Consider the following 16,213-nt stretch of genomic DNA (forward strand, 5'->3'; position numbering starts at 1 on the left):
TGATGGAGGTATTTATATATGAGCATACTTGAAGGAGTTTTTAAAAAAGGTGACCATGCTATTAAAGAGAAAACAGATGATACTGCAAGGCTAAGTCTACGCAAGGAAGAACTTGATATTGCTAAAAGCCGTGTACAAAAGGGTGATGTAGAAATTGGCAAAGAAATATTAGAAGAACAAAAGAAAGTAGATGTCCCTGTATCACGTGAAGAGGTAGTAATTGAGAGAAAATCATTAAACAATGAAGCAAGTGATTCCCCTATCACAAGCGAAGAAACTATCAAAATTCCTGTAAGTGAAGAAAAGGTTAATGTAGATAAACACACAGTAGTAACAGGAGAAATATTAGCTCAAAAACGTGAAATAGAAGATACCGCACATATAGACGAAACACTTAAAAGAGAAGAGGCTCGTATTAATAAAGAGGGAGATGCCAATATAATAGACAAGGTATAAATCACCGATAATAAATTATAAAGCACCTCACATATTACAATAGTAATACGTGAGGTGCTTTTAAAGAAAATTTTTTATTATTATATTAGTTATGTACTACTAGTAATAATTTTTTATTCTTTATAATTTGATAATGTAGTGTTGGCATTTTGCAAAGCACCATCAACTGAATTAAGAGTATTTTGAATTTGTTGTTTATTCTCTGGCTTTTCTACTGAACTAATAGCCATTATTGTTAAATAAAAATAAATGTATACCCATGTTGGATATACATTTATTTTTGCCCTATTTTTAAACTGGTCTACGCTTTAACATTTCAATATCAATTTGAGGCCTACCTATTACGTCTTTCATAACATCAACGCCTTCTTTGACCTCATTAACATCTTTAGAAATGCTTTTTACTGCTGTTTCTATTAAGTCTGTTTTTTCATCAATTAGTGCATCTGTATTTTTGAATAAAAAGTCATGCTGCTCTTTATGTGCAGTTTGTACTTCTACAACTGTATTTATATTTTTACCTATAGTCTCAAGCTCTATAGAATTCTTTTTTATTTCTGTCTTCATTCCGATTATTTCTGTTTTTATTCCAGTTATTTCTGTTTTTATTCCAGTTATCTCATTTTGGACTCTGTTCTGTCCTTCTAATAACTTAACTAACATATCTTTTATTTCATTATCCATTTTATTCACCTCTCATTATGTAACTATTATATCACATTCAGCATTTCCACTACACTTATTATTTAAACAAAATGGATGAATTAATATAAAGTAACTATAGAAAAACTGTACTCTTTTCATCCACTTGTTTTGAACATAAGTTTTGAAACCCGTCTACCCCAATGTAACAATATTACAGATAAGAGCTTAGGCCTTTTTTTGTTTATGTCAAAAGCATGTTATTTAAAAATAAAGGATAGAGGATAGTAAGATATTTCATCAAAAATCAGCTGATTATGTGGATATATATTGAAGTTTAGGCCATTATAATTATTTGAAGAGATTTATAAGACAATTAAATTGTTTGTGAAAGGTAGTTTTTATATGGTTTTTTTACATTGGGTATGTGGAATATTAATATCCTTTTGGGCATGGGGGCTTGTATTTAAAATTGGTGGAGGTATGATCCACATGTTACTTGTAATAGCTGTAATAGTATTCATTATGGCTATGGATTCCGGAAAAGGTGGAAGAGCCAATTAGGCTCTTCTACCTTTATTAGGTTACGTTTTCGTGTTTGTGTAAATAATATTTACTGCATTTATCTTAACGATTATTTTTTCCAATTGCTTTTCTTTAGCAAGCTGATGAGATCATTATCTGTTACAACTACGTAATGCTCTTTAACGTATTCATACCCTTTAATAAGAGATTTTAAATTAAACTCTTTGCCACAATGACCGCAAGTATTTTTATATTTTAATTTTGAATTATCAACTTTGTGGGGCTGTTTAAAATGAATGGAATTGTATTGTGCAGCAGTATACATAGATATTGGGATAGCAACAATGCCCAAACAAGTAAATGGTTTATAGACTTTAGCCATTTGTAACACCTCTTTTCTAATAGTATAACAAAAATTTAATTTCTATAATATTCGTTTTAATAATGTAAAAGTAAAAACACCTGTAATTAAGTTTATTAAATTTACATAGCTTAATTATATTTTAAATAGAATCCACTTACAAGTTTCTAGTTCATACTTAATTTCAAATAATTTCATAACATCGTCAATTAGACTCTGACACTTATAAACAAGCATAATGTTACCGGCAAATCTCTCGGTATCTCTTGCTATAACTTTGTCTATTTTTATAACCTCCATAGGTTCATCATCTATTTGCATTCTAAACCTTATAGGCTTTATATAGCCTTTGTTGTCTGTATAAGAAACCATTTCTATAGGTAAAGCTAAAACCTTCATATACTCTCATCCTCCCTAAAGCATTGAACTCATTAAAGGATAGTCCTCTTCCCCTATTCCTCCACACATAGCGCTTAGACCTGAGTGAAGAAAACAAGATTTACTAATGGCTTTATGACCATATTTAAGTCTAATTTCATCAACTACTTTATTTAGCTTACTATCTTTCTCATAATTAAACGTATCAAGTAAAGAGCACTGATAAAAATCATTACCACAAAAGTCTGTTATGTGTATACCTAGATGCCTTATTGGGTTGCCCTTCCAAGCATTATCAAATAGATAACACGCTATTTCATATATCTTTCTAGTTGAGTCAGTAGCTACTGTTAATTTCTTTTGACGCGAATAAAATATCATGTCACTTCCTCTTATACTTACCGAAACTACAGTGCAGCAGTTCTTTGAATCTCTTAAACGCATTGCTACTGTTTCACATAAAGATAGCAACACTATGTGTGCCGTATTTTTATCGCAAACGTCAAAAGGTATTGTTGTAGAATTTCCTATGCCTTTCATTTCAATGTAATTACTTTTTCTGACCCCTGAACTTTCTATACCATTAGCATAATTATAAATTACTTGACCATGGCTTTTAAATTTATTTTTTAGAATTTTTAAATCATAATTCGCTAAGTCACCAATGGTATTAATATTTAAATTATGCAATTTCGGCGCTGTAGCTCTTCCTACCATAAACAAGTCTTCAACTGGTAGCGACCACATCTTTTGCTTTAATTCATTAGGAAATAAAGTATGGATTCTATCTGGTTTTTTAAAATCAGATGCTACTTTCGCAAGTAACTTATTATTTGATATCCCTATGTTTACTGTAAACCCAAGTTCCTTCTTTATCCTCTCTTTTATAGTTTCAGCAAGTTTCATATAGTCTGGATATAAATGCTCCATATTAGAGAAGTCTAGAAAGCTTTCATCTACACTAAATCTTTGTATTTGCGGAGTATATTCCAGAAATATTTTATGCATAGCTGAGCTACATTTCATGTAAAGCCAGTACCTTGGTGGCACTATTACTATATTGGGACATTTAGCCCTAGCATTATATAAAGTTTCCCCTGTATGAATGTTAAACTTTTTAGCTGGTATTGATTTAGTTAATACAATGCCATGTCTACTTTCTTCATCGCCACCTACTACGGATGGTACCAATCGTAGGTCTAATTGCTCACCTTGCTGAAGTCTGAATGAAGCTTCCCAAGATAGATAGGCACTATTTGCATCTATATGAAATATTAATCTACTCATAGCATAAATCATCTTCCTTTTAGGTATCTTCATTTCTGTTTTCAGAACACCAGTTCGTATATATTATATACTATATTTTTAGTTTTTAGAAGTGATTTCAAAAATTAATTTTAGTAATATATGTAAGTTTAAGAAATACTGCTTTGGAAATTAAAATAGATGTATTGAATTGTAATGGTAAGATAGAAAGCGTGTTCAAAGAATATATGTTTGGAATGGAAATATTTAAAATGCTGAATTTGATTTTGGGGGCAAGTATTATATTATTATGTTTACTAATATTTGTTATAGCAGGGGTAATATCATATTATTTAAAATATAGAGAAGTAGAGTTATATACAGCCACATAATGGAACTATTATCCATGATGTGGCTCATTTTTGCATGTATGTCGGCTGTACCCGCTTTTAAGGCTTCCGTACTGACCAATATAAATTTACTATATCCCAATGTAAATTAGGTATAATCCTAAAAACATCACAATAATTGCCAATATAGTTTTTAGTATTTTACCAACAAATAAAGTTTTCTTAGAATTGCTTATGGCTTCCACAAAGCCTACCGAGGTGCCTGCAATTAAAATCAAAGTGCAATGACCAATGGAATATAAAAGTAGCATTAATATACCTACTAGTATATTTCCTTCCCCAGCCACAAAGGCTAAGATAGCCACTAATATGGGAGTAGAACACGGTGAGGATAGTACTCCTCCAAGTATTCCGAGGAAAAAGGCTCCTAGAAGTCCAACTCTTTTATTTGGCATTTTACATGAGTTACTCTTAAAGTCTATTACACCTAGTAATTGAAGTGCAACTATAAGCATAATTAATCCAAGAACTATATACCACCATTTACCAGTTCCTGTCATAAGCTTTCCGAGTATTGCAGAAAGTGCTCCAAAGGTAGTGAAAGTAATTACAATTCCAACACAAAATATAAGTGAATATTTAAAAGCAAGTTTTTTATCTTTGCCTGCATACCCGCCAACATAACCTACTACTAAAGGAATTGTAGATAGTACGCAAGGGCTAAAGGAAGAGATTATTCCTGCAACAAAAGACATGATTAAAGCAAGCCAAATATTACTTGCTAACATACCTCCAAAATTACTTAATAACTCATTCATTTATTCAACTCCCATATTTTTAAATACTTTTGCAATTTCCTCTTTTGAGAAAAAACCTTCATGTCTAAATACTTCTTTCCCATCCTTATCTAAAAATATTTGAGTTGGAATGACCCTTATCCCATACTTATTAGCTTCTTCTGGATTATCATTTATATCTATCACATTAACAATCGCCTTACCATCATACATTTTTTTCACCTCTGCAAGTACAGGAACCATCTCTTTGCACGGTATACAAGTAGTTGCTCCTAAATCCACTAACATAGGTTTGTCTTTTCCTACATCTTCTGTAGGTTGATTAGATGCTTTTTCTATAAAATATGTTTTATAACCCCAAATTCCAATAACACTAAGTATTAGAATAATAATTATAATAATTTTAGTTATTCTTTTCATTAATGCACCCCCTTACATAATTATATAATTATATAATTAAATTTATACCATAAAATTAGTTAATATGTATAGTTCTATGCATATTAACTATAATCTATTACTAGCTACATTACTACAAATTGTAAATACAAGTAATCTGTTCTTATTTTACGCTGCTTTTCATATTGTTTACATATCCAAAAACATATTTATTAACATGCTCAATAATATCTTTCACATCATCATTATATACACTATAGTGCATCTCAAGACCAACCTTCTGACTATTAACCAGTCCTGCATCTTTCAAAATTCTTAAATGCTGTGATAAGTTTGCCTGGCTAAATTCAATCTTTTCATTTAGTTTACAAACACATTGAGGACCATCACATAGGTACTGCATTATTTTATATCTTACAGGGTTTCCAAGTGCCTTAAATATCTTTACCGTCAAATCATCTTGATTCAATTTTTTTCCTCCTTGTACTTAAAGGAAGTAATTAATTACTATTAATACTTTCTTTGAGTGATTATAATTTTTAATTAAATACTTATATAGTATATATTATTTTTATAAGTATTTCAATATTATGGCTATCAGCCCTATATTAAATATCCCTTATTAAAAAAGTACTCAATATAAGCGTTGCAAATAGTGCAATTCCATATATAATAAACAAACTATTTAATGAATATGTGGTTATAATTTTTCCACCAATGGCAGTTCCAACTCCACCGCCACCCATAAAGCAAAATGCAACCAATGACATTGCTGCACCCCTTGATTTCTGTGCAAATCCTGTTGCCCTTGTAAGTAACGTTGAATGAGTTAAGATAAATCCTAATCCAAGTAGTGCGACCCCTAAAATTAGCAAGTAGATATTACTGCCAAAACAGAAAATAATTATATCTGCAATTGCTGCAGATAGTAGTCCTGCGCTTAAAACTTTCTTCTGTCCTAATTTCTTAGAAAGCTTTCCACTTAATCTTCCTCCAATTACAGACATTACTCCAAAAGCAGTTAAGATCATGCCTATTCTGAAGTAATTATAATTATAGGTTTTAGCTATATAAGCGCCTATATATGAGAAACTCCCTACTATAAATATACCTTCTAAAAGAACTATCAAATAAGTAAATACGCTCTTTGAATTAGATAAGAGTCTAAAATAAGGTTTTAATATTTCGCTATTAGGATTTTTTTCAGAAGGTAATTTCTTATAATTTAATATTAAAAGTAAAGTTGGTATTAGTGCAAGCACTGCGTATGCTATAAATACGCCTCTCCAATTTAGAAAATACGCTATAGTTCCTCCTATTGCCATACTTAACCCCTGGCCTAAAAAAGATATTCCCATAAATGTGCCTATAGCTTGTTGCCTCTCTTCCATAGGAAATATATCACCAATAAGTGCAAGGGAAATTGGCATTACTGAGGCTGCAAAAATTCCAGTAAGTCCTCTATATATTGCTAAATTAGTTAGTGAAGATCCTAATGCACATAGACCAGTTGCAATTGAAAACATAATTATAGAAAAAGTTATAACCTGCTTTTTACCATATCTATCTGCTAATGGACCAAATATTATTTGAAATATTCCAAAAGGAATCATATACGCAGAAATTAATAACCCAGCTTTTGCTATATCAACATTCAAATTTTCAGCTATGGCGGGTAGTATAGGTGATACTACCCAGTTATCTGCCATAACAATAAATCCTGCCAAACCTAATAATAAAACAATACTATTCTTATTTAAATTTTTATTTTCCATATTAAAACATCCCTTTCTTTTTTATTATTCCTACATCTCTACAACCATCACTTTCAAATTGGATTGTTACGTGATTTATTTTAAAATGCTCGTGAAGTTCTTCTATAATCTTCTCATCTATTTTTTTTGTTTCGCTGACTAGCATATCTCTAACATTTACATGAGCTTCAAAATTTATATTATTTTCATCTAAACTCCATAAATGAACATGGTGAACATTTTCAACACCATCAATATCCTTTATTAAATCAACCACACCATTTAATTTAATTCCTTTTGGTGCTCCCTGCATTAAAATACTCATGGCATCCTTTACTATAGTGAAGCTTTCTTTCAAAATATATAGTGCTATAAGTACTGTTAAAACTGAATCTATCCAATATATTTGATAAAAATAAATCAAAATTCCTGCAATTATAACTCCTAGGGAAGATAATGCATCACTGAATAAATGCAAATAAGCAGATTTAATATTCATATTATCAACAGATTCTGAATGTAATAAAAAGGCTCCTATTGTATTTGCAATATCTTTCTTAGAAATTATTATAGCCACATAGCTAATTACTATAGCTATGGCATCACTTAAATTATGAAGGGCATCTGAAATTAGTGACAAACTGCCTGAATATATTCCTCCTATAATTTCTGCTACTGTTATAATCAAATTTAATATTACAGTTACTATAAAATTTGTTCCTTTTACATTGGAAACATCATGGCTATGACCGTGACTATGTCCGTGTTTATGATTGTCTTCATCCATTTTAACCGCTCCTTTCTATATGACTTTTCAGAAAGATACTTTCTTATTATAATTTTTCTGCATTCTTATAAACTTTACTAATTTCGTCTTTCGAGATGAATGCTGATAATAAATAAGCTATGATTATTATGCCTGGGATGTCTATTAGCAATCTTATTATTGCAAACCTACTTCCAAGTGCGGATACCTCAAATAATAACATTGGTATTTTAGTTGTAGACCAAGCTCCTATGAAAATAAGAATATTGCTAAATTTCACCCCTTTCTTCATAAAAACCGCCGCTACTGGAAATGCTCCATAGAGTGGCCCCGCTGCTGCTGAGCCAATAATTATTGAAAGAATTATACCCTTAATTCCAGAACCTTCACCCATATATTTCATCATAGTTTGTCTTGGAATCCAGATATCAAGTAACCCTAAAAGTACAAAAACCGGCGGTATAACGAGCGCCATCTCCTTAAAACTATAGGCTGCAATACTAAAGGATTTCATTCCAAGATTAGCATTAAAAATAGTAAGGATACCTACTGCAATTACAGCTACAATAAAGAATTTATATCTTTTTAATAAATTTTTCATACCCCTTAAACCACCTTTCCAATGATATATGCCACTATAAATGAAAATAGGAAAGCATACGAATTTCTAAGAATCGTTAGTTTCTTACCAAAATATTTAATTTCCACCGGTATAGTAACAACCCCTACCATCATGAGTGTTGATAAAAAGGCACCTATTTGCATGTAACCTGCGCCGTTTTGTAGTAGTAAGGCTGCTGTTGGAAATGCAACAAACCCAGGTATTAAGGTTATAGACCCAACTATAGCTGCAATTATAACTCCAAAGAATCCTGAATTATTTCCAATCATATTTGATATTACCTGTGGATTTAATATTGCTAGTAAAACACCCACCAGCATAATAATCCCTAGAAATTCTGGTAAAATATTTTCAAATGCTTTCCATGCCTTTTTCAGTGCCATTTTTGTTTTCTTCTTGTCTTTGTAATATGAAATAACTAATAATAAAATTGTTATCCCATACAAAATGTAATTGCTCATTTAAATTCCTCCTTTCTTTTAAATTTATTAGATCCAACCAGATTACTTATATCATTAACCTTATAACTATATAATTAATTACTTATATTGTTATAGTATTCTGAATCACTAATAATGTCAATGTTTTATCAAAAGTATTTTTAATAATTTAAAATTTTTAACTAAATACTCTAATTTTATAGTTTATTGTAATAATGATTTCAATGCATAAATATTTAATTATCTTAAAAAAAGTAATAAAGATATAAGTCTAGTATTTATACTAGACTTATATCTTTAATTTATGCTCCTTGTATTTAATTCTTATTTCTTCTTTGCTTCGATAATATAAGAAGCCACAAATTCCTCAATGTTTTTACCAGGAGCCCATGATTTAAGAATTTCTCTACTATTATCCTTAGGTATCATTTCAACATTACTGAACCCAACGCTTAGGAGCATTCCTCGTATATTCTCAATATATTCAGCTCCCGCAATACAACCTGCCATCATGCTTAGGTCATCTTTTACATGATGAGGTAATTCGGCAGTTGCCACAACATCAGAAATAGACAATCTTCCACCAGATTTTAAAACCCTATATGCTTCTTTAAAAACTTTTTCTTTTTCCAAAGACAGATTAATTACACAATTTGAAATAATTACATCAATCGACGCATCTGCAACAGGTAAATTCTCAATTTCACCTAACCTGAACTCCATATTGGTATATCCGCTTTTTCGAAGATTATTTCTTGATAGTTTAATCATTTCAGGTGTCATATCAACTCCAATTACATATCCCATTTCTCCCACCTGCCTTCTTGCAAGAAAACAATCAAATCCTCCTCCACTCCCTAAGTCAAGAACGGTTTCCACTTCTTTCAATGCTGCAATGGCTATTGGGTTTCCACAACCGAGTCCCATATTAGCTTCAATTGGTACACCTAAAAGGTCTTCTTCTGAGTAACCCAAATTAATAGTATTTCCTTTTATATCCATTGCATTGTCATTACAACAACCGGACCCACAGGCACAATCGCCCCCTTTAACACCTTTTATTGCAATATTAGCATAATTTTTTCGAATATGTTCTCTGATTTCTTCATTATTACCCATTTAAATCACCCTCCATTTATTTTTTAATATTGGACTATTCATATATACAGACGGAAGAAAAGAAAAAAGGACGCAAATACTTGTCATTTATATTAACAAGATTTGCATCCCTTTGTTTTATATTTGTAGTCAATAATATTTCCAGTTTTATCGAATTCCAGACTGCAACAATCTAAAATCATATCCTTAAGCATTTTACGTCCTCGTTGAACCCTGGATTTTGCACCCGATAAAGAAATTCCTAATTGCTCACTTAATTCTTTTTGAGTAATATTTTTATATTCTGTCAGTATTATTGCTTGTTTATATTTTTCTGGCAGATGGTTTATCATAGGTTTTAAACAACCTAATATTTCCTCATTCATAGAAAAATTTTCATCTGTTACCTTTATCGAATCCTCTATTAATTCGATCTCTTTTATATAATTATTGTTACGATAAAAGTCAATAATCGTATTCTTAGCAATCCTATATATCCATGCATGCAATTTTTGTTTATCTTTTAAAGTGACTATATTACTATTGATTTTTAAAAATACCTCCTGCAAAATATCCTCATTATCCTGTTGATTTGAAATCCTTTTGCTAATGAACTTTTTAAGTGGTATGCTAAATTCTTCCCAAAGGCTTGGTACTTTTATATCCAAGTTTCATCACCCGTTCCAATCAATAATTATATGAAAATATATTATATACCTAATTATAAAGATAAATTATAAATATTTTTTAATTTCATCAGATGATGGCACTCTGCCCATTATCTTCACTTTTTCATCAATTACTAGAGCAGGTGTCTTCATAACTCCATAAGCCATAATTTCTTTGAAATCAGTAACCTTTTCTATAGTTGCCTCAATACCTAACTCCTTTATTGCCTTTTTTGTGTTTTCCTCTAATTTTTTGCAACTAGAACATCCTGAACCTAAAACTTTAATTATCATAATATTTCCTCCTCTTAAACTTTTAATATTTTAAACAAGTAAAAATGAAAATGCATTGAATAAATATCCAATTATAATTATACCTGTTGCAACTATAGCTACAAATATAGTTAATAATTTAGGCTTTACAACCTTACTAAGCATAATTATTGATGGAAGTGAAAGCGCTGTTACTGCCATCATAAATGATAATACTGTGCCGATACCTACACCTTTTCCAAATAAAGCTTCTGCTATTGGTAATGTGCCAAAGATGTCAGCATACATTGGTATACCTACGGCAGTAGCAAGTAATACTGCAAAAGGATTATTGTTTCCAACTACAGTTTCTATTATTGATTGAGGTATCCAATTGTGAATTGCAGCACCGATCCCAACACCGATTAAAACATATAACCAAACCTTATGAAATACATCTTTTACCTGTTCTTTTGAATAAGATATTCGCTCAGGCCTAGTCATTTCAATTACTTCAACATCAACATCTTCAATTTCTTGTACATAGCCTTCTACATATTTTTCAAGATGTAATCTATCAATAATAGTTCCACCAATAACTGCTAAAATCAATCCTACAACAACATAGGCTATAGCAATTTTAGCACCAAAGAAAGACATTAAAATTAATAATGATGCCAAATCTACGAGTGGCGAAGATATAAGAAACGAAAAAGTTATCCCAAGTGGTAGTCCTGCGGCGTTGAATCCTATAAATATTGGGATACTAGAGCAACTACAAAATGGTGTAATGGTTCCAAGTAAAGCCCCTAGTATATTTCCCTTAATCCCTTTAATATTTCCAAGAATTTTTTTTGTTCTTTCTGGTGGAAAATAACTTTGAATATAGGATATAAGGAAAATTAACACCGATAACAGTATAAATATTTTTATAGTGTCATAAAAGAAAAAGTGTATGCTACCTCCTAGTCTTTCTTTGATTGATAGTCCAAATACATTTTCTACAAGGCCTTGAATAAGATTTGAGAGCCAAGTCATTTTTAAAATTTCATTATTGATCCAACCAAATATTTGCGAAATTACATTCATATTAGTCACCTACCTTTATAATGTTTTCTAAGTTTTTCTATAAAATTAACTGTTCGGGGTACATTTTTTTTTGAACATTTCAGTATATTCATCACCTTTTTCAAGGATTTCTAAATCCTTTTTCACCGTAGAGTAATTTTCTGGGTTTAAGATTATTTTTTCAAGTATCTCATTTAAAAGCTCATTATCTTTGTCAATGCGATAGTATATAAATTGTTCTTGCCTTTCATCTTTTACAAAGCCCATATCGCGAAGCTTACTTAAGTGCTTTGAAATTTTAGGCTGAGGTTCTTCTAATATTCCTTGAATTTGGCATACACAGAGCTTTTTATGATATAGCAAGACTAAAATTCTAAGTCTTGTTTCGTCAGATAACACTTTAAATAAATTCATTAGTTTCTCCATTAGTTTCACATCCTTTAAGTTAAATCAAATAATCCTATGCTTATATTCTCATATGGGTATATAAGCATAGTATTCCTGAATGGACTATTTGTCAACTATTTTTATTGCTTTTTTATTTGAATCTCCATTGTTAAAAGTTTATATGCTGTTAAGCATTAAGTTAAATTTAACTGAAATCTAACCAAATAGTTAACAAATATATTTGCTTGTTTTTTTTTGATGAATATATCAAAATATAGTTCGTTTGAAATATACAATTTCATAGTCATTCCTCCTTTTTAGCCTAGCATAATTGCTAGGCCTTTTTGTTTTTTAAGGAAGGCAAGGCTTTGCTATGACCATATTGCCGGAAAATTAGGAATAAAGCTTACAGAAGCTCTTTTAAAAGCCCACTATATAAACTTAAAAAATGATATATTTTATATTACTGAATTAGGTATAAATAAACTAGTTGAATTAGAAATAATAAACCAAGACATGGAAAATATAAAAGATCAAAGTGGAATTAAATGTTATGATTGGAGTGAAAATAGTTATCATATAGCTGGTAAACTGGGATATACTCTTGCCAATGGATTGATTAAATTATGTTGGATTAAAAAATCTACAATAAGTAGGGAATTAAAAATTACACAAAAAGGTAAAGTGAATTTATACAAGAACTTTGATATAGAATTGTAAAATTAGAAAAGTACGTTAAATGAATAGGTTTGGATTCAGATGCTGAGCCGATAAAAGCTAGAAGTATGCCTAAGGGTATATGGAAGCTCTTAAATATTTTGATAAAATAAAGATGCCTTCTACTGGACCCCATAATAGTGAATATCATAAACTAATTGGTATCATCAATGAATTTAAAAGAGTATCCAATGAAATCATGGGAAACATAAAATTATATAATCTGACTTGCTAATATTTTATAATTCTGCAAGAAACGGTAGTTTCGTATCCATTACTTATTAAGATAATAAATATATATAAACTACAACCTCTTTTTCTCATTTCTCTTATTAAAGTACTTTTAGATATAGTTGTTACCTCTACAACTTCTGTGTAACTGCTAGTTCTAAGCATTTTAATAGCATTATCTTAGCTCCTGAACTAAATTATCTTCTTTCAGCTTGTTCATATTTTTCGTTTTTTAACTGGATAATTAACTTAATAGTTTATATTATTTGGTTGAAAAAGCGAAGTAATTATTATTGCTCAAGCAATTGGAAGATGGGGGAGTTTTTTTAATTCAGAAGCCCATGGAGGCCCTGTATCTTATAACTTTATTAAAAATTTTCCACACTTCATACAACAAGGTATGCATATAGACGGAATTTATTATCATCCTACTTTTTTATATGAATCTATATGGGATTTTACTGTGTTTATAATACTAATGGTTATTTTAAGAAAGACTAAAAAAGTTGGAATTGTATTTTTTACTTATGTAGGTTTATATTCTATATGAAGATTTTTTATAGAAGGACTAAGGACAGATAGTTTAATGTTTGGTTCTTTCAGGATTGCTCAGCTAGTAAGTTTATTGGGAATAGTAATCTGGGTGACATACTTAATTTTATCTAAGAATAAAAAAACAGAGCTTTAATATGTGGGAGGTATATGATGACAAGTACTATATTGTTTGTTTTGATAGGAATTGTCGCAGGAATATTAAGTGGGATGTTTGGTATAGGTGGCGGAGTTATAATTGTACCTGCATTAATGTTTTTAATATCTCTTAAAATGATATTTTCAAAATAAATTTTACATAAAACGGTTGGACTTAAAAAAAGCAATATGTACACAGTTTTACTCCTTACAATGTTTTAAATCGGCATAATTATAGGCCCTTATAGTGCTGCCATACTAAGCACTAGAGAACCTATAGTGAGTATTATACTTATAGTTTGAATGTGAAATGAATATGTGTTCTGTACAATATTAGATGTGTATTAATTTTATTCTCCTTAATAACCCTTACATTGGTAAAAAGGGATGTTTAGCTTACGAATGTGGTATTATCTCATTTTACTTTCCATTAGTAATTTAGATACACCAGTTTTTTCCCACTCTTCTACTTGTTCAATTGCTTGCTGAGGATTATTACCGAGGCCCACAAGAACTCCCGATAATATAAATTCTTGAAATAAGTGCTCCATATTAATTCCTTGTTTTTGCTCTGCTAGAGCTCTTACTACAAGGGGATTTATATATTTCACCCAGTCATCAGGGCTAAATTTGCTTGTATCTATAGCAGATGCCATAATTGGGTATAAGTCTCTTTGCATGTTATTGTTGTTTAATGTATATAAGTAATTGTATTTAGCACTATGCTTTATTTCGTCAGTTATAATGTTGAAAAGTATATCTCTATACATTCTAGATGGAAGCCCTCTTCTGATTTCTCTATATCTTTCTACAGCACCCAGTTCTCCAAACAAAGCCTTTTTAATACCATCAAGGTAAGAAATCGGCTTCACAAATTCCTCATCTACACCAGGTGGTACATCTACACCAGTGATGTTTTTATATATTTGTCTAAACATTTTATTATGTCCGCGTTCATCATCTCGTATAGATGCAATAATTTTCTTTTCATCTTCTGTAGGAGCAACGCTTATTAAATAGTCATAGAATAATTCATCTTCTCTTTCACCTTGAACAGCTGCTTTAACCCCTTCCAGGGATTTTTCCAATAAATTCACATCATACATCATATATGGATTTCTGTACATATAAACCTCCTAGTGAATAATAATTTTATTATTTACCTAATTGTTAAATCGATACTATGTATAATATGAAAAACGTATTCTAATTATGACAAAGACAATATTATTACAATAAATTGCATTAGATTCAGAAATATCGGTTAAAATATCTCAGAGGTGGTTTAAATGAAATGTAATATTGGTAGAACTGAACAAATTGTTAGAATTGTAATCGGAGTTGCAGCCGTTCTATTAGGTCTATACTACAAAAGCTGGTGGGGGGTTGTTGGCATCGTACCGATAATAACAGGTTTGATTCGCTACTGTCCCCTTAGTGATGTCTTAGGAATTTCGACTTGTGACGTTAAAAATAAGCAATAGTCCCCTCTCCTACAGCATTTAATTCAATGCTAAGTTTTTTTTGCAGTCAAGCAATCCATTCTACAAGAACATAATGCATAGTAGTGTTTTTTACAACAAATAGCTTCCCCTTATATAATAAAAAGGAAGCTATCTGTTACCCTGCTACTACCCCTACCTTAGGTAATTTATCGAGTATTTTTGAATCACCATGGCAGGTATTAAACTCCTCCGTTACGTCTTTTCCCGCAGACACACCAAAATGAACACCACCAGCCCAAGCTTTAACTGAACTTACGTCATAAACTATTCCATTTATAGCTACATAGGCAGGATTACCCCCAATACCATTGTATTTTGATAATTCCTCTAATGTGAATGTTTGCTGTCTTTCACCAATATCTTCAAAAATATGATTATTCATATTTCTGTATGTGTTATACATTGAATTTCCTTCCATGTTGTTGTAGTCTTCACAATAGATTTTAAAGTAAGACTTTGGGAACTTACATAGTGGGCAAAAATTAGGGGCCTCTTTTCCTATATGAATATATCCACAATTCATACATTGCCATACTATTCATTATTTAAGAACGAGTACATGTGAACTCAACGAGTAAATGGTATACGTGTATATGGGAAGATAAAGCTCCTTTGAGCAAACTTTATTCTCGTTACACCTGTTTATTTTCATATTTGTAACCTTTCCTTATAATAGTTCCTTTTAAAATAAACTTAATGTTTAGAGAAACAAAAACATACTAAAGTGTAACATATTATGGTAATATAGTGTAAGAAATTACAATGCGTTGTAGTGATCTGTAAAATGCGTATATCTATTTTTCTAGAAGGGATTATGTCCTAAATATGCTTACGAATCAAAGCACAAAGTACTTGTAAACTT

General features: G+C 30.6%; 25 protein-coding genes and 2 pseudogenes. 7 read left to right on the forward strand and 20 right to left on the reverse strand.

Annotated features, from left to right (window positions below; all coding sequences use genetic code 11):
- Positions 1 to 18: 18 nt before the first annotated feature.
- Positions 19 to 456, forward strand: a complete 438-nt coding sequence (locus tag LGK95_RS13470) for a YsnF/AvaK domain-containing protein (RefSeq protein WP_226125309.1) — start codon at positions 19 to 21, stop codon at positions 454 to 456.
- Positions 457 to 747: 291 nt separating this feature from the next.
- Here the strand turns inward: LGK95_RS13470 and LGK95_RS13475 are convergent, their stop codons facing one another.
- Entirely contained in the window at positions 748 to 1,140 is a 393-nt protein-coding gene (locus LGK95_RS13475) for a hypothetical protein (RefSeq protein WP_226125310.1), read from the reverse strand.
- A gap of 363 nt (positions 1,141 to 1,503) precedes the next feature.
- Between LGK95_RS13475 and LGK95_RS13480 the strand changes: the two genes are divergently transcribed.
- Positions 1,504 to 1,662 carry a lmo0937 family membrane protein gene (locus LGK95_RS13480; RefSeq protein WP_226125311.1) on the forward strand — a complete coding sequence of 53 codons (159 nt, stop codon included), beginning with the start codon at positions 1,504 to 1,506 and terminating at the stop codon, positions 1,660 to 1,662.
- Between the two features lie 70 nt (positions 1,663 to 1,732).
- Here the strand turns inward: LGK95_RS13480 and LGK95_RS13485 are convergent, their stop codons facing one another.
- The 3 genes from LGK95_RS13485 to LGK95_RS13495 all read right to left on the reverse strand — a co-directional run bounded on the left by LGK95_RS13485 (position 1,733) and on the right by LGK95_RS13495 (position 3,682).
- Complete coding sequence (locus LGK95_RS13485) at positions 1,733 to 2,005, reverse strand: Ku protein (RefSeq protein ID WP_226125312.1); 273 nt, start codon at positions 2,003 to 2,005, stop codon at positions 1,733 to 1,735.
- A gap of 114 nt (positions 2,006 to 2,119) precedes the next feature.
- Complete coding sequence (locus LGK95_RS13490) at positions 2,120 to 2,383, reverse strand: hypothetical protein (RefSeq protein WP_226125313.1); 264 nt, start codon at positions 2,381 to 2,383, stop codon at positions 2,120 to 2,122.
- A 15-nt stretch (positions 2,384 to 2,398) separates the two neighbouring features.
- Positions 2,399 to 3,682 (reverse strand): DNA polymerase Y family protein, encoded by a 1,284-nt coding sequence (locus LGK95_RS13495; RefSeq protein WP_404814457.1) that lies wholly within the window; start codon positions 3,680 to 3,682, stop codon positions 2,399 to 2,401.
- A 110-nt stretch (positions 3,683 to 3,792) separates the two neighbouring features.
- Between LGK95_RS13495 and LGK95_RS13500 the strand changes: the two genes are divergently transcribed.
- Positions 3,793 to 3,999, forward strand: coding sequence for a hypothetical protein (locus LGK95_RS13500; protein ID WP_226125314.1), 207 nt, complete (start codon positions 3,793 to 3,795; stop codon positions 3,997 to 3,999).
- A gap of 89 nt (positions 4,000 to 4,088) precedes the next feature.
- Here LGK95_RS13500 and LGK95_RS13505 read toward each other — a convergent pair whose 3' ends face one another.
- The 12 genes from LGK95_RS13505 to LGK95_RS13560 all read right to left on the reverse strand — a co-directional run bounded on the left by LGK95_RS13505 (position 4,089) and on the right by LGK95_RS13560 (position 12,235).
- Positions 4,089 to 4,775 (reverse strand): cytochrome c biogenesis CcdA family protein, encoded by a 687-nt coding sequence (locus LGK95_RS13505; protein ID WP_226125315.1) that lies wholly within the window; start codon positions 4,773 to 4,775, stop codon positions 4,089 to 4,091.
- Positions 4,776 to 5,174, reverse strand: coding sequence for a thioredoxin family protein (locus LGK95_RS13510; protein WP_226125316.1), 399 nt, complete (start codon positions 5,172 to 5,174; stop codon positions 4,776 to 4,778).
- A gap of 142 nt (positions 5,175 to 5,316) precedes the next feature.
- Complete coding sequence (locus LGK95_RS13515) at positions 5,317 to 5,622, reverse strand: ArsR/SmtB family transcription factor (protein WP_226125317.1); 306 nt, start codon at positions 5,620 to 5,622, stop codon at positions 5,317 to 5,319.
- 139 nt (positions 5,623 to 5,761) lie between these two features.
- Positions 5,762 to 6,928: an MFS transporter gene (locus LGK95_RS13520; RefSeq protein WP_226125318.1), complete on the reverse strand. Its 1,167-nt coding sequence runs from the start codon at positions 6,926 to 6,928 to the stop codon at positions 5,762 to 5,764.
- 1 nt (position 6,929) lies between these two features.
- Entirely contained in the window at positions 6,930 to 7,694 is a 765-nt protein-coding gene (locus LGK95_RS13525) for a cation diffusion facilitator family transporter (protein WP_226125319.1), read from the reverse strand.
- Positions 7,695 to 7,740: 46 nt separating this feature from the next.
- Positions 7,741 to 8,274, reverse strand: a complete 534-nt coding sequence (locus LGK95_RS13530) for a permease (RefSeq protein ID WP_226125320.1) — start codon at positions 8,272 to 8,274, stop codon at positions 7,741 to 7,743.
- A gap of 5 nt (positions 8,275 to 8,279) precedes the next feature.
- Positions 8,280 to 8,756 carry a permease gene (locus tag LGK95_RS13535; RefSeq protein ID WP_226125321.1) on the reverse strand — a complete coding sequence of 159 codons (477 nt, stop codon included), beginning with the start codon at positions 8,754 to 8,756 and terminating at the stop codon, positions 8,280 to 8,282.
- A 303-nt stretch (positions 8,757 to 9,059) separates the two neighbouring features.
- Complete coding sequence (locus LGK95_RS13540) at positions 9,060 to 9,854, reverse strand: arsenite methyltransferase (RefSeq protein ID WP_226125322.1); 795 nt, start codon at positions 9,852 to 9,854, stop codon at positions 9,060 to 9,062.
- A 92-nt stretch (positions 9,855 to 9,946) separates the two neighbouring features.
- The gene (gene sigZ, locus LGK95_RS13545) at positions 9,947 to 10,501 is read right to left on the reverse strand and encodes an RNA polymerase sigma factor SigZ (RefSeq protein ID WP_226125323.1); all 555 of its coding nucleotides are present in this window, start codon (positions 10,499 to 10,501) and stop codon (positions 9,947 to 9,949) included.
- A 66-nt stretch (positions 10,502 to 10,567) separates the two neighbouring features.
- Positions 10,568 to 10,795, reverse strand: a complete 228-nt coding sequence (locus LGK95_RS13550; protein ID WP_226125324.1) for a thioredoxin family protein — start codon at positions 10,793 to 10,795, stop codon at positions 10,568 to 10,570.
- Positions 10,796 to 10,825: 30 nt separating this feature from the next.
- On the reverse strand, positions 10,826 to 11,842 hold the full coding sequence (locus LGK95_RS13555; RefSeq protein WP_226125325.1) for a permease: 1,017 nt from the start codon (positions 11,840 to 11,842) through the stop codon (positions 10,826 to 10,828).
- Between the two features lie 45 nt (positions 11,843 to 11,887).
- Entirely contained in the window at positions 11,888 to 12,235 is a 348-nt protein-coding gene (locus LGK95_RS13560; protein ID WP_226125326.1) for an ArsR/SmtB family transcription factor, read from the reverse strand.
- A 489-nt stretch (positions 12,236 to 12,724) separates the two neighbouring features.
- Here LGK95_RS13560 and LGK95_RS13565 point away from each other — a divergent pair, with 489 nt between their 5' ends.
- Positions 12,725 to 12,928, forward strand: a complete 204-nt coding sequence (locus tag LGK95_RS13565) for a hypothetical protein (RefSeq protein ID WP_226125327.1) — start codon at positions 12,725 to 12,727, stop codon at positions 12,926 to 12,928.
- Positions 12,929 to 13,156: 228 nt separating this feature from the next.
- On the opposite strand, the gene LGK95_RS13570 is transcribed toward LGK95_RS13565, so the two are convergent.
- Positions 13,157 to 13,321, reverse strand: coding sequence for a hypothetical protein (locus LGK95_RS13570; RefSeq protein WP_226125328.1), 165 nt, complete (start codon positions 13,319 to 13,321; stop codon positions 13,157 to 13,159).
- Between the two features lie 121 nt (positions 13,322 to 13,442).
- Between LGK95_RS13570 and LGK95_RS13575 the strand changes: the two are divergent.
- Positions 13,443 to 13,844, forward strand: a pseudogene (locus tag LGK95_RS13575) (prolipoprotein diacylglyceryl transferase family protein); the annotation flags it as partial.
- Positions 13,845 to 13,861: 17 nt separating this feature from the next.
- Positions 13,862 to 13,999, forward strand: a complete 138-nt coding sequence (locus LGK95_RS13580) for a hypothetical protein (RefSeq protein ID WP_319001928.1) — start codon at positions 13,862 to 13,864, stop codon at positions 13,997 to 13,999.
- Positions 14,000 to 14,256: 257 nt separating this feature from the next.
- Here LGK95_RS13580 and LGK95_RS13585 read toward each other — a convergent pair whose 3' ends face one another.
- Entirely contained in the window at positions 14,257 to 14,973 is a 717-nt protein-coding gene (locus tag LGK95_RS13585) for a ferritin-like domain-containing protein (protein WP_226125329.1), read from the reverse strand.
- Between the two features lie 162 nt (positions 14,974 to 15,135).
- Between LGK95_RS13585 and LGK95_RS13590 the strand changes: the two genes are divergently transcribed.
- Entirely contained in the window at positions 15,136 to 15,330 is a 195-nt protein-coding gene (locus tag LGK95_RS13590) for a YgaP family membrane protein (RefSeq protein WP_226125330.1), read from the forward strand.
- Between the two features lie 136 nt (positions 15,331 to 15,466).
- On the opposite strand, the gene LGK95_RS13595 is transcribed toward LGK95_RS13590, so the two are convergent.
- Together LGK95_RS13595 and LGK95_RS22840 are read right to left on the reverse strand one after the other, a co-directional pair.
- Entirely contained in the window at positions 15,467 to 15,733 is a 267-nt protein-coding gene (locus LGK95_RS13595; protein ID WP_226125331.1) for a cytochrome b5 domain-containing protein, read from the reverse strand.
- A 72-nt stretch (positions 15,734 to 15,805) separates the two neighbouring features.
- Positions 15,806 to 15,874: pseudogene (locus tag LGK95_RS22840) on the reverse strand (rubredoxin-like domain-containing protein); the annotation flags it as partial.
- Positions 15,875 to 16,213: the final 339 nt, after the last annotated feature.

It is taken from the genome of Clostridium algoriphilum (assembly GCF_020443705.1).
Classification (GTDB): domain Bacteria; phylum Bacillota; class Clostridia; order Clostridiales; family Clostridiaceae; genus Clostridium_AD; species Clostridium_AD algoriphilum.

What these genes read in the sequence shown, in the direction of transcription:
- LGK95_RS13585 (WP_226125329.1), bottom strand. Translation starts at nt 14,973, where the DNA reads ATGTACAGAAATCCATATATGATGTATGATGTGAATTTATTGGAAAAA.
- LGK95_RS13520 (WP_226125318.1), bottom strand. Translation starts at nt 6,928, where the DNA reads ATGGAAAATAAAAATTTAAATAAGAATAGTATTGTTTTATTATTAGGT.
- LGK95_RS13480 (WP_226125311.1), top strand. Translation starts at nt 1,504, where the DNA reads ATGGTTTTTTTACATTGGGTATGTGGAATATTAATATCCTTTTGGGCA.
- LGK95_RS13525 (WP_226125319.1), bottom strand. Translation starts at nt 7,694, where the DNA reads ATGGATGAAGACAATCATAAACACGGACATAGTCACGGTCATAGCCAT.
- LGK95_RS13475 (WP_226125310.1), bottom strand. Translation starts at nt 1,140, where the DNA reads ATGGATAATGAAATAAAAGATATGTTAGTTAAGTTATTAGAAGGACAG.
- LGK95_RS13565 (WP_226125327.1), top strand. Translation starts at nt 12,725, where the DNA reads ATGGAAAATATAAAAGATCAAAGTGGAATTAAATGTTATGATTGGAGT.
- LGK95_RS13560 (WP_226125326.1), bottom strand. Translation starts at nt 12,235, where the DNA reads ATGAATTTATTTAAAGTGTTATCTGACGAAACAAGACTTAGAATTTTA.
- LGK95_RS13530 (WP_226125320.1), bottom strand. Translation starts at nt 8,274, where the DNA reads ATGAAAAATTTATTAAAAAGATATAAATTCTTTATTGTAGCTGTAATT.
- LGK95_RS13535 (WP_226125321.1), bottom strand. Translation starts at nt 8,756, where the DNA reads ATGAGCAATTACATTTTGTATGGGATAACAATTTTATTATTAGTTATT.
- LGK95_RS13510 (WP_226125316.1), bottom strand. Translation starts at nt 5,174, where the DNA reads ATGAAAAGAATAACTAAAATTATTATAATTATTATTCTAATACTTAGT.
- LGK95_RS13485 (WP_226125312.1), bottom strand. Translation starts at nt 2,005, where the DNA reads ATGGCTAAAGTCTATAAACCATTTACTTGTTTGGGCATTGTTGCTATC.
- LGK95_RS13595 (WP_226125331.1), bottom strand. Translation starts at nt 15,733, where the DNA reads ATGAATAATCATATTTTTGAAGATATTGGTGAAAGACAGCAAACATTC.
- LGK95_RS13505 (WP_226125315.1), bottom strand. Translation starts at nt 4,775, where the DNA reads ATGAATGAGTTATTAAGTAATTTTGGAGGTATGTTAGCAAGTAATATT.
- LGK95_RS13540 (WP_226125322.1), bottom strand. Translation starts at nt 9,854, where the DNA reads ATGGGTAATAATGAAGAAATCAGAGAACATATTCGAAAAAATTATGCT.
- LGK95_RS13470 (WP_226125309.1), top strand. Translation starts at nt 19, where the DNA reads ATGAGCATACTTGAAGGAGTTTTTAAAAAAGGTGACCATGCTATTAAA.
- LGK95_RS13495 (WP_404814457.1), bottom strand. Translation starts at nt 3,682, where the DNA reads ATGAAGATACCTAAAAGGAAGATGATTTATGCTATGAGTAGATTAATA.
- LGK95_RS13490 (WP_226125313.1), bottom strand. Translation starts at nt 2,383, where the DNA reads ATGAAGGTTTTAGCTTTACCTATAGAAATGGTTTCTTATACAGACAAC.
- LGK95_RS13580 (WP_319001928.1), top strand. Translation starts at nt 13,862, where the DNA reads ATGACAAGTACTATATTGTTTGTTTTGATAGGAATTGTCGCAGGAATA.
- LGK95_RS13555 (WP_226125325.1), bottom strand. Translation starts at nt 11,842, where the DNA reads ATGAATGTAATTTCGCAAATATTTGGTTGGATCAATAATGAAATTTTA.
- LGK95_RS13570 (WP_226125328.1), bottom strand. Translation starts at nt 13,321, where the DNA reads ATGCTTAGAACTAGCAGTTACACAGAAGTTGTAGAGGTAACAACTATA.
- LGK95_RS13550 (WP_226125324.1), bottom strand. Translation starts at nt 10,795, where the DNA reads ATGATAATTAAAGTTTTAGGTTCAGGATGTTCTAGTTGCAAAAAATTA.
- LGK95_RS13590 (WP_226125330.1), top strand. Translation starts at nt 15,136, where the DNA reads ATGAAATGTAATATTGGTAGAACTGAACAAATTGTTAGAATTGTAATC.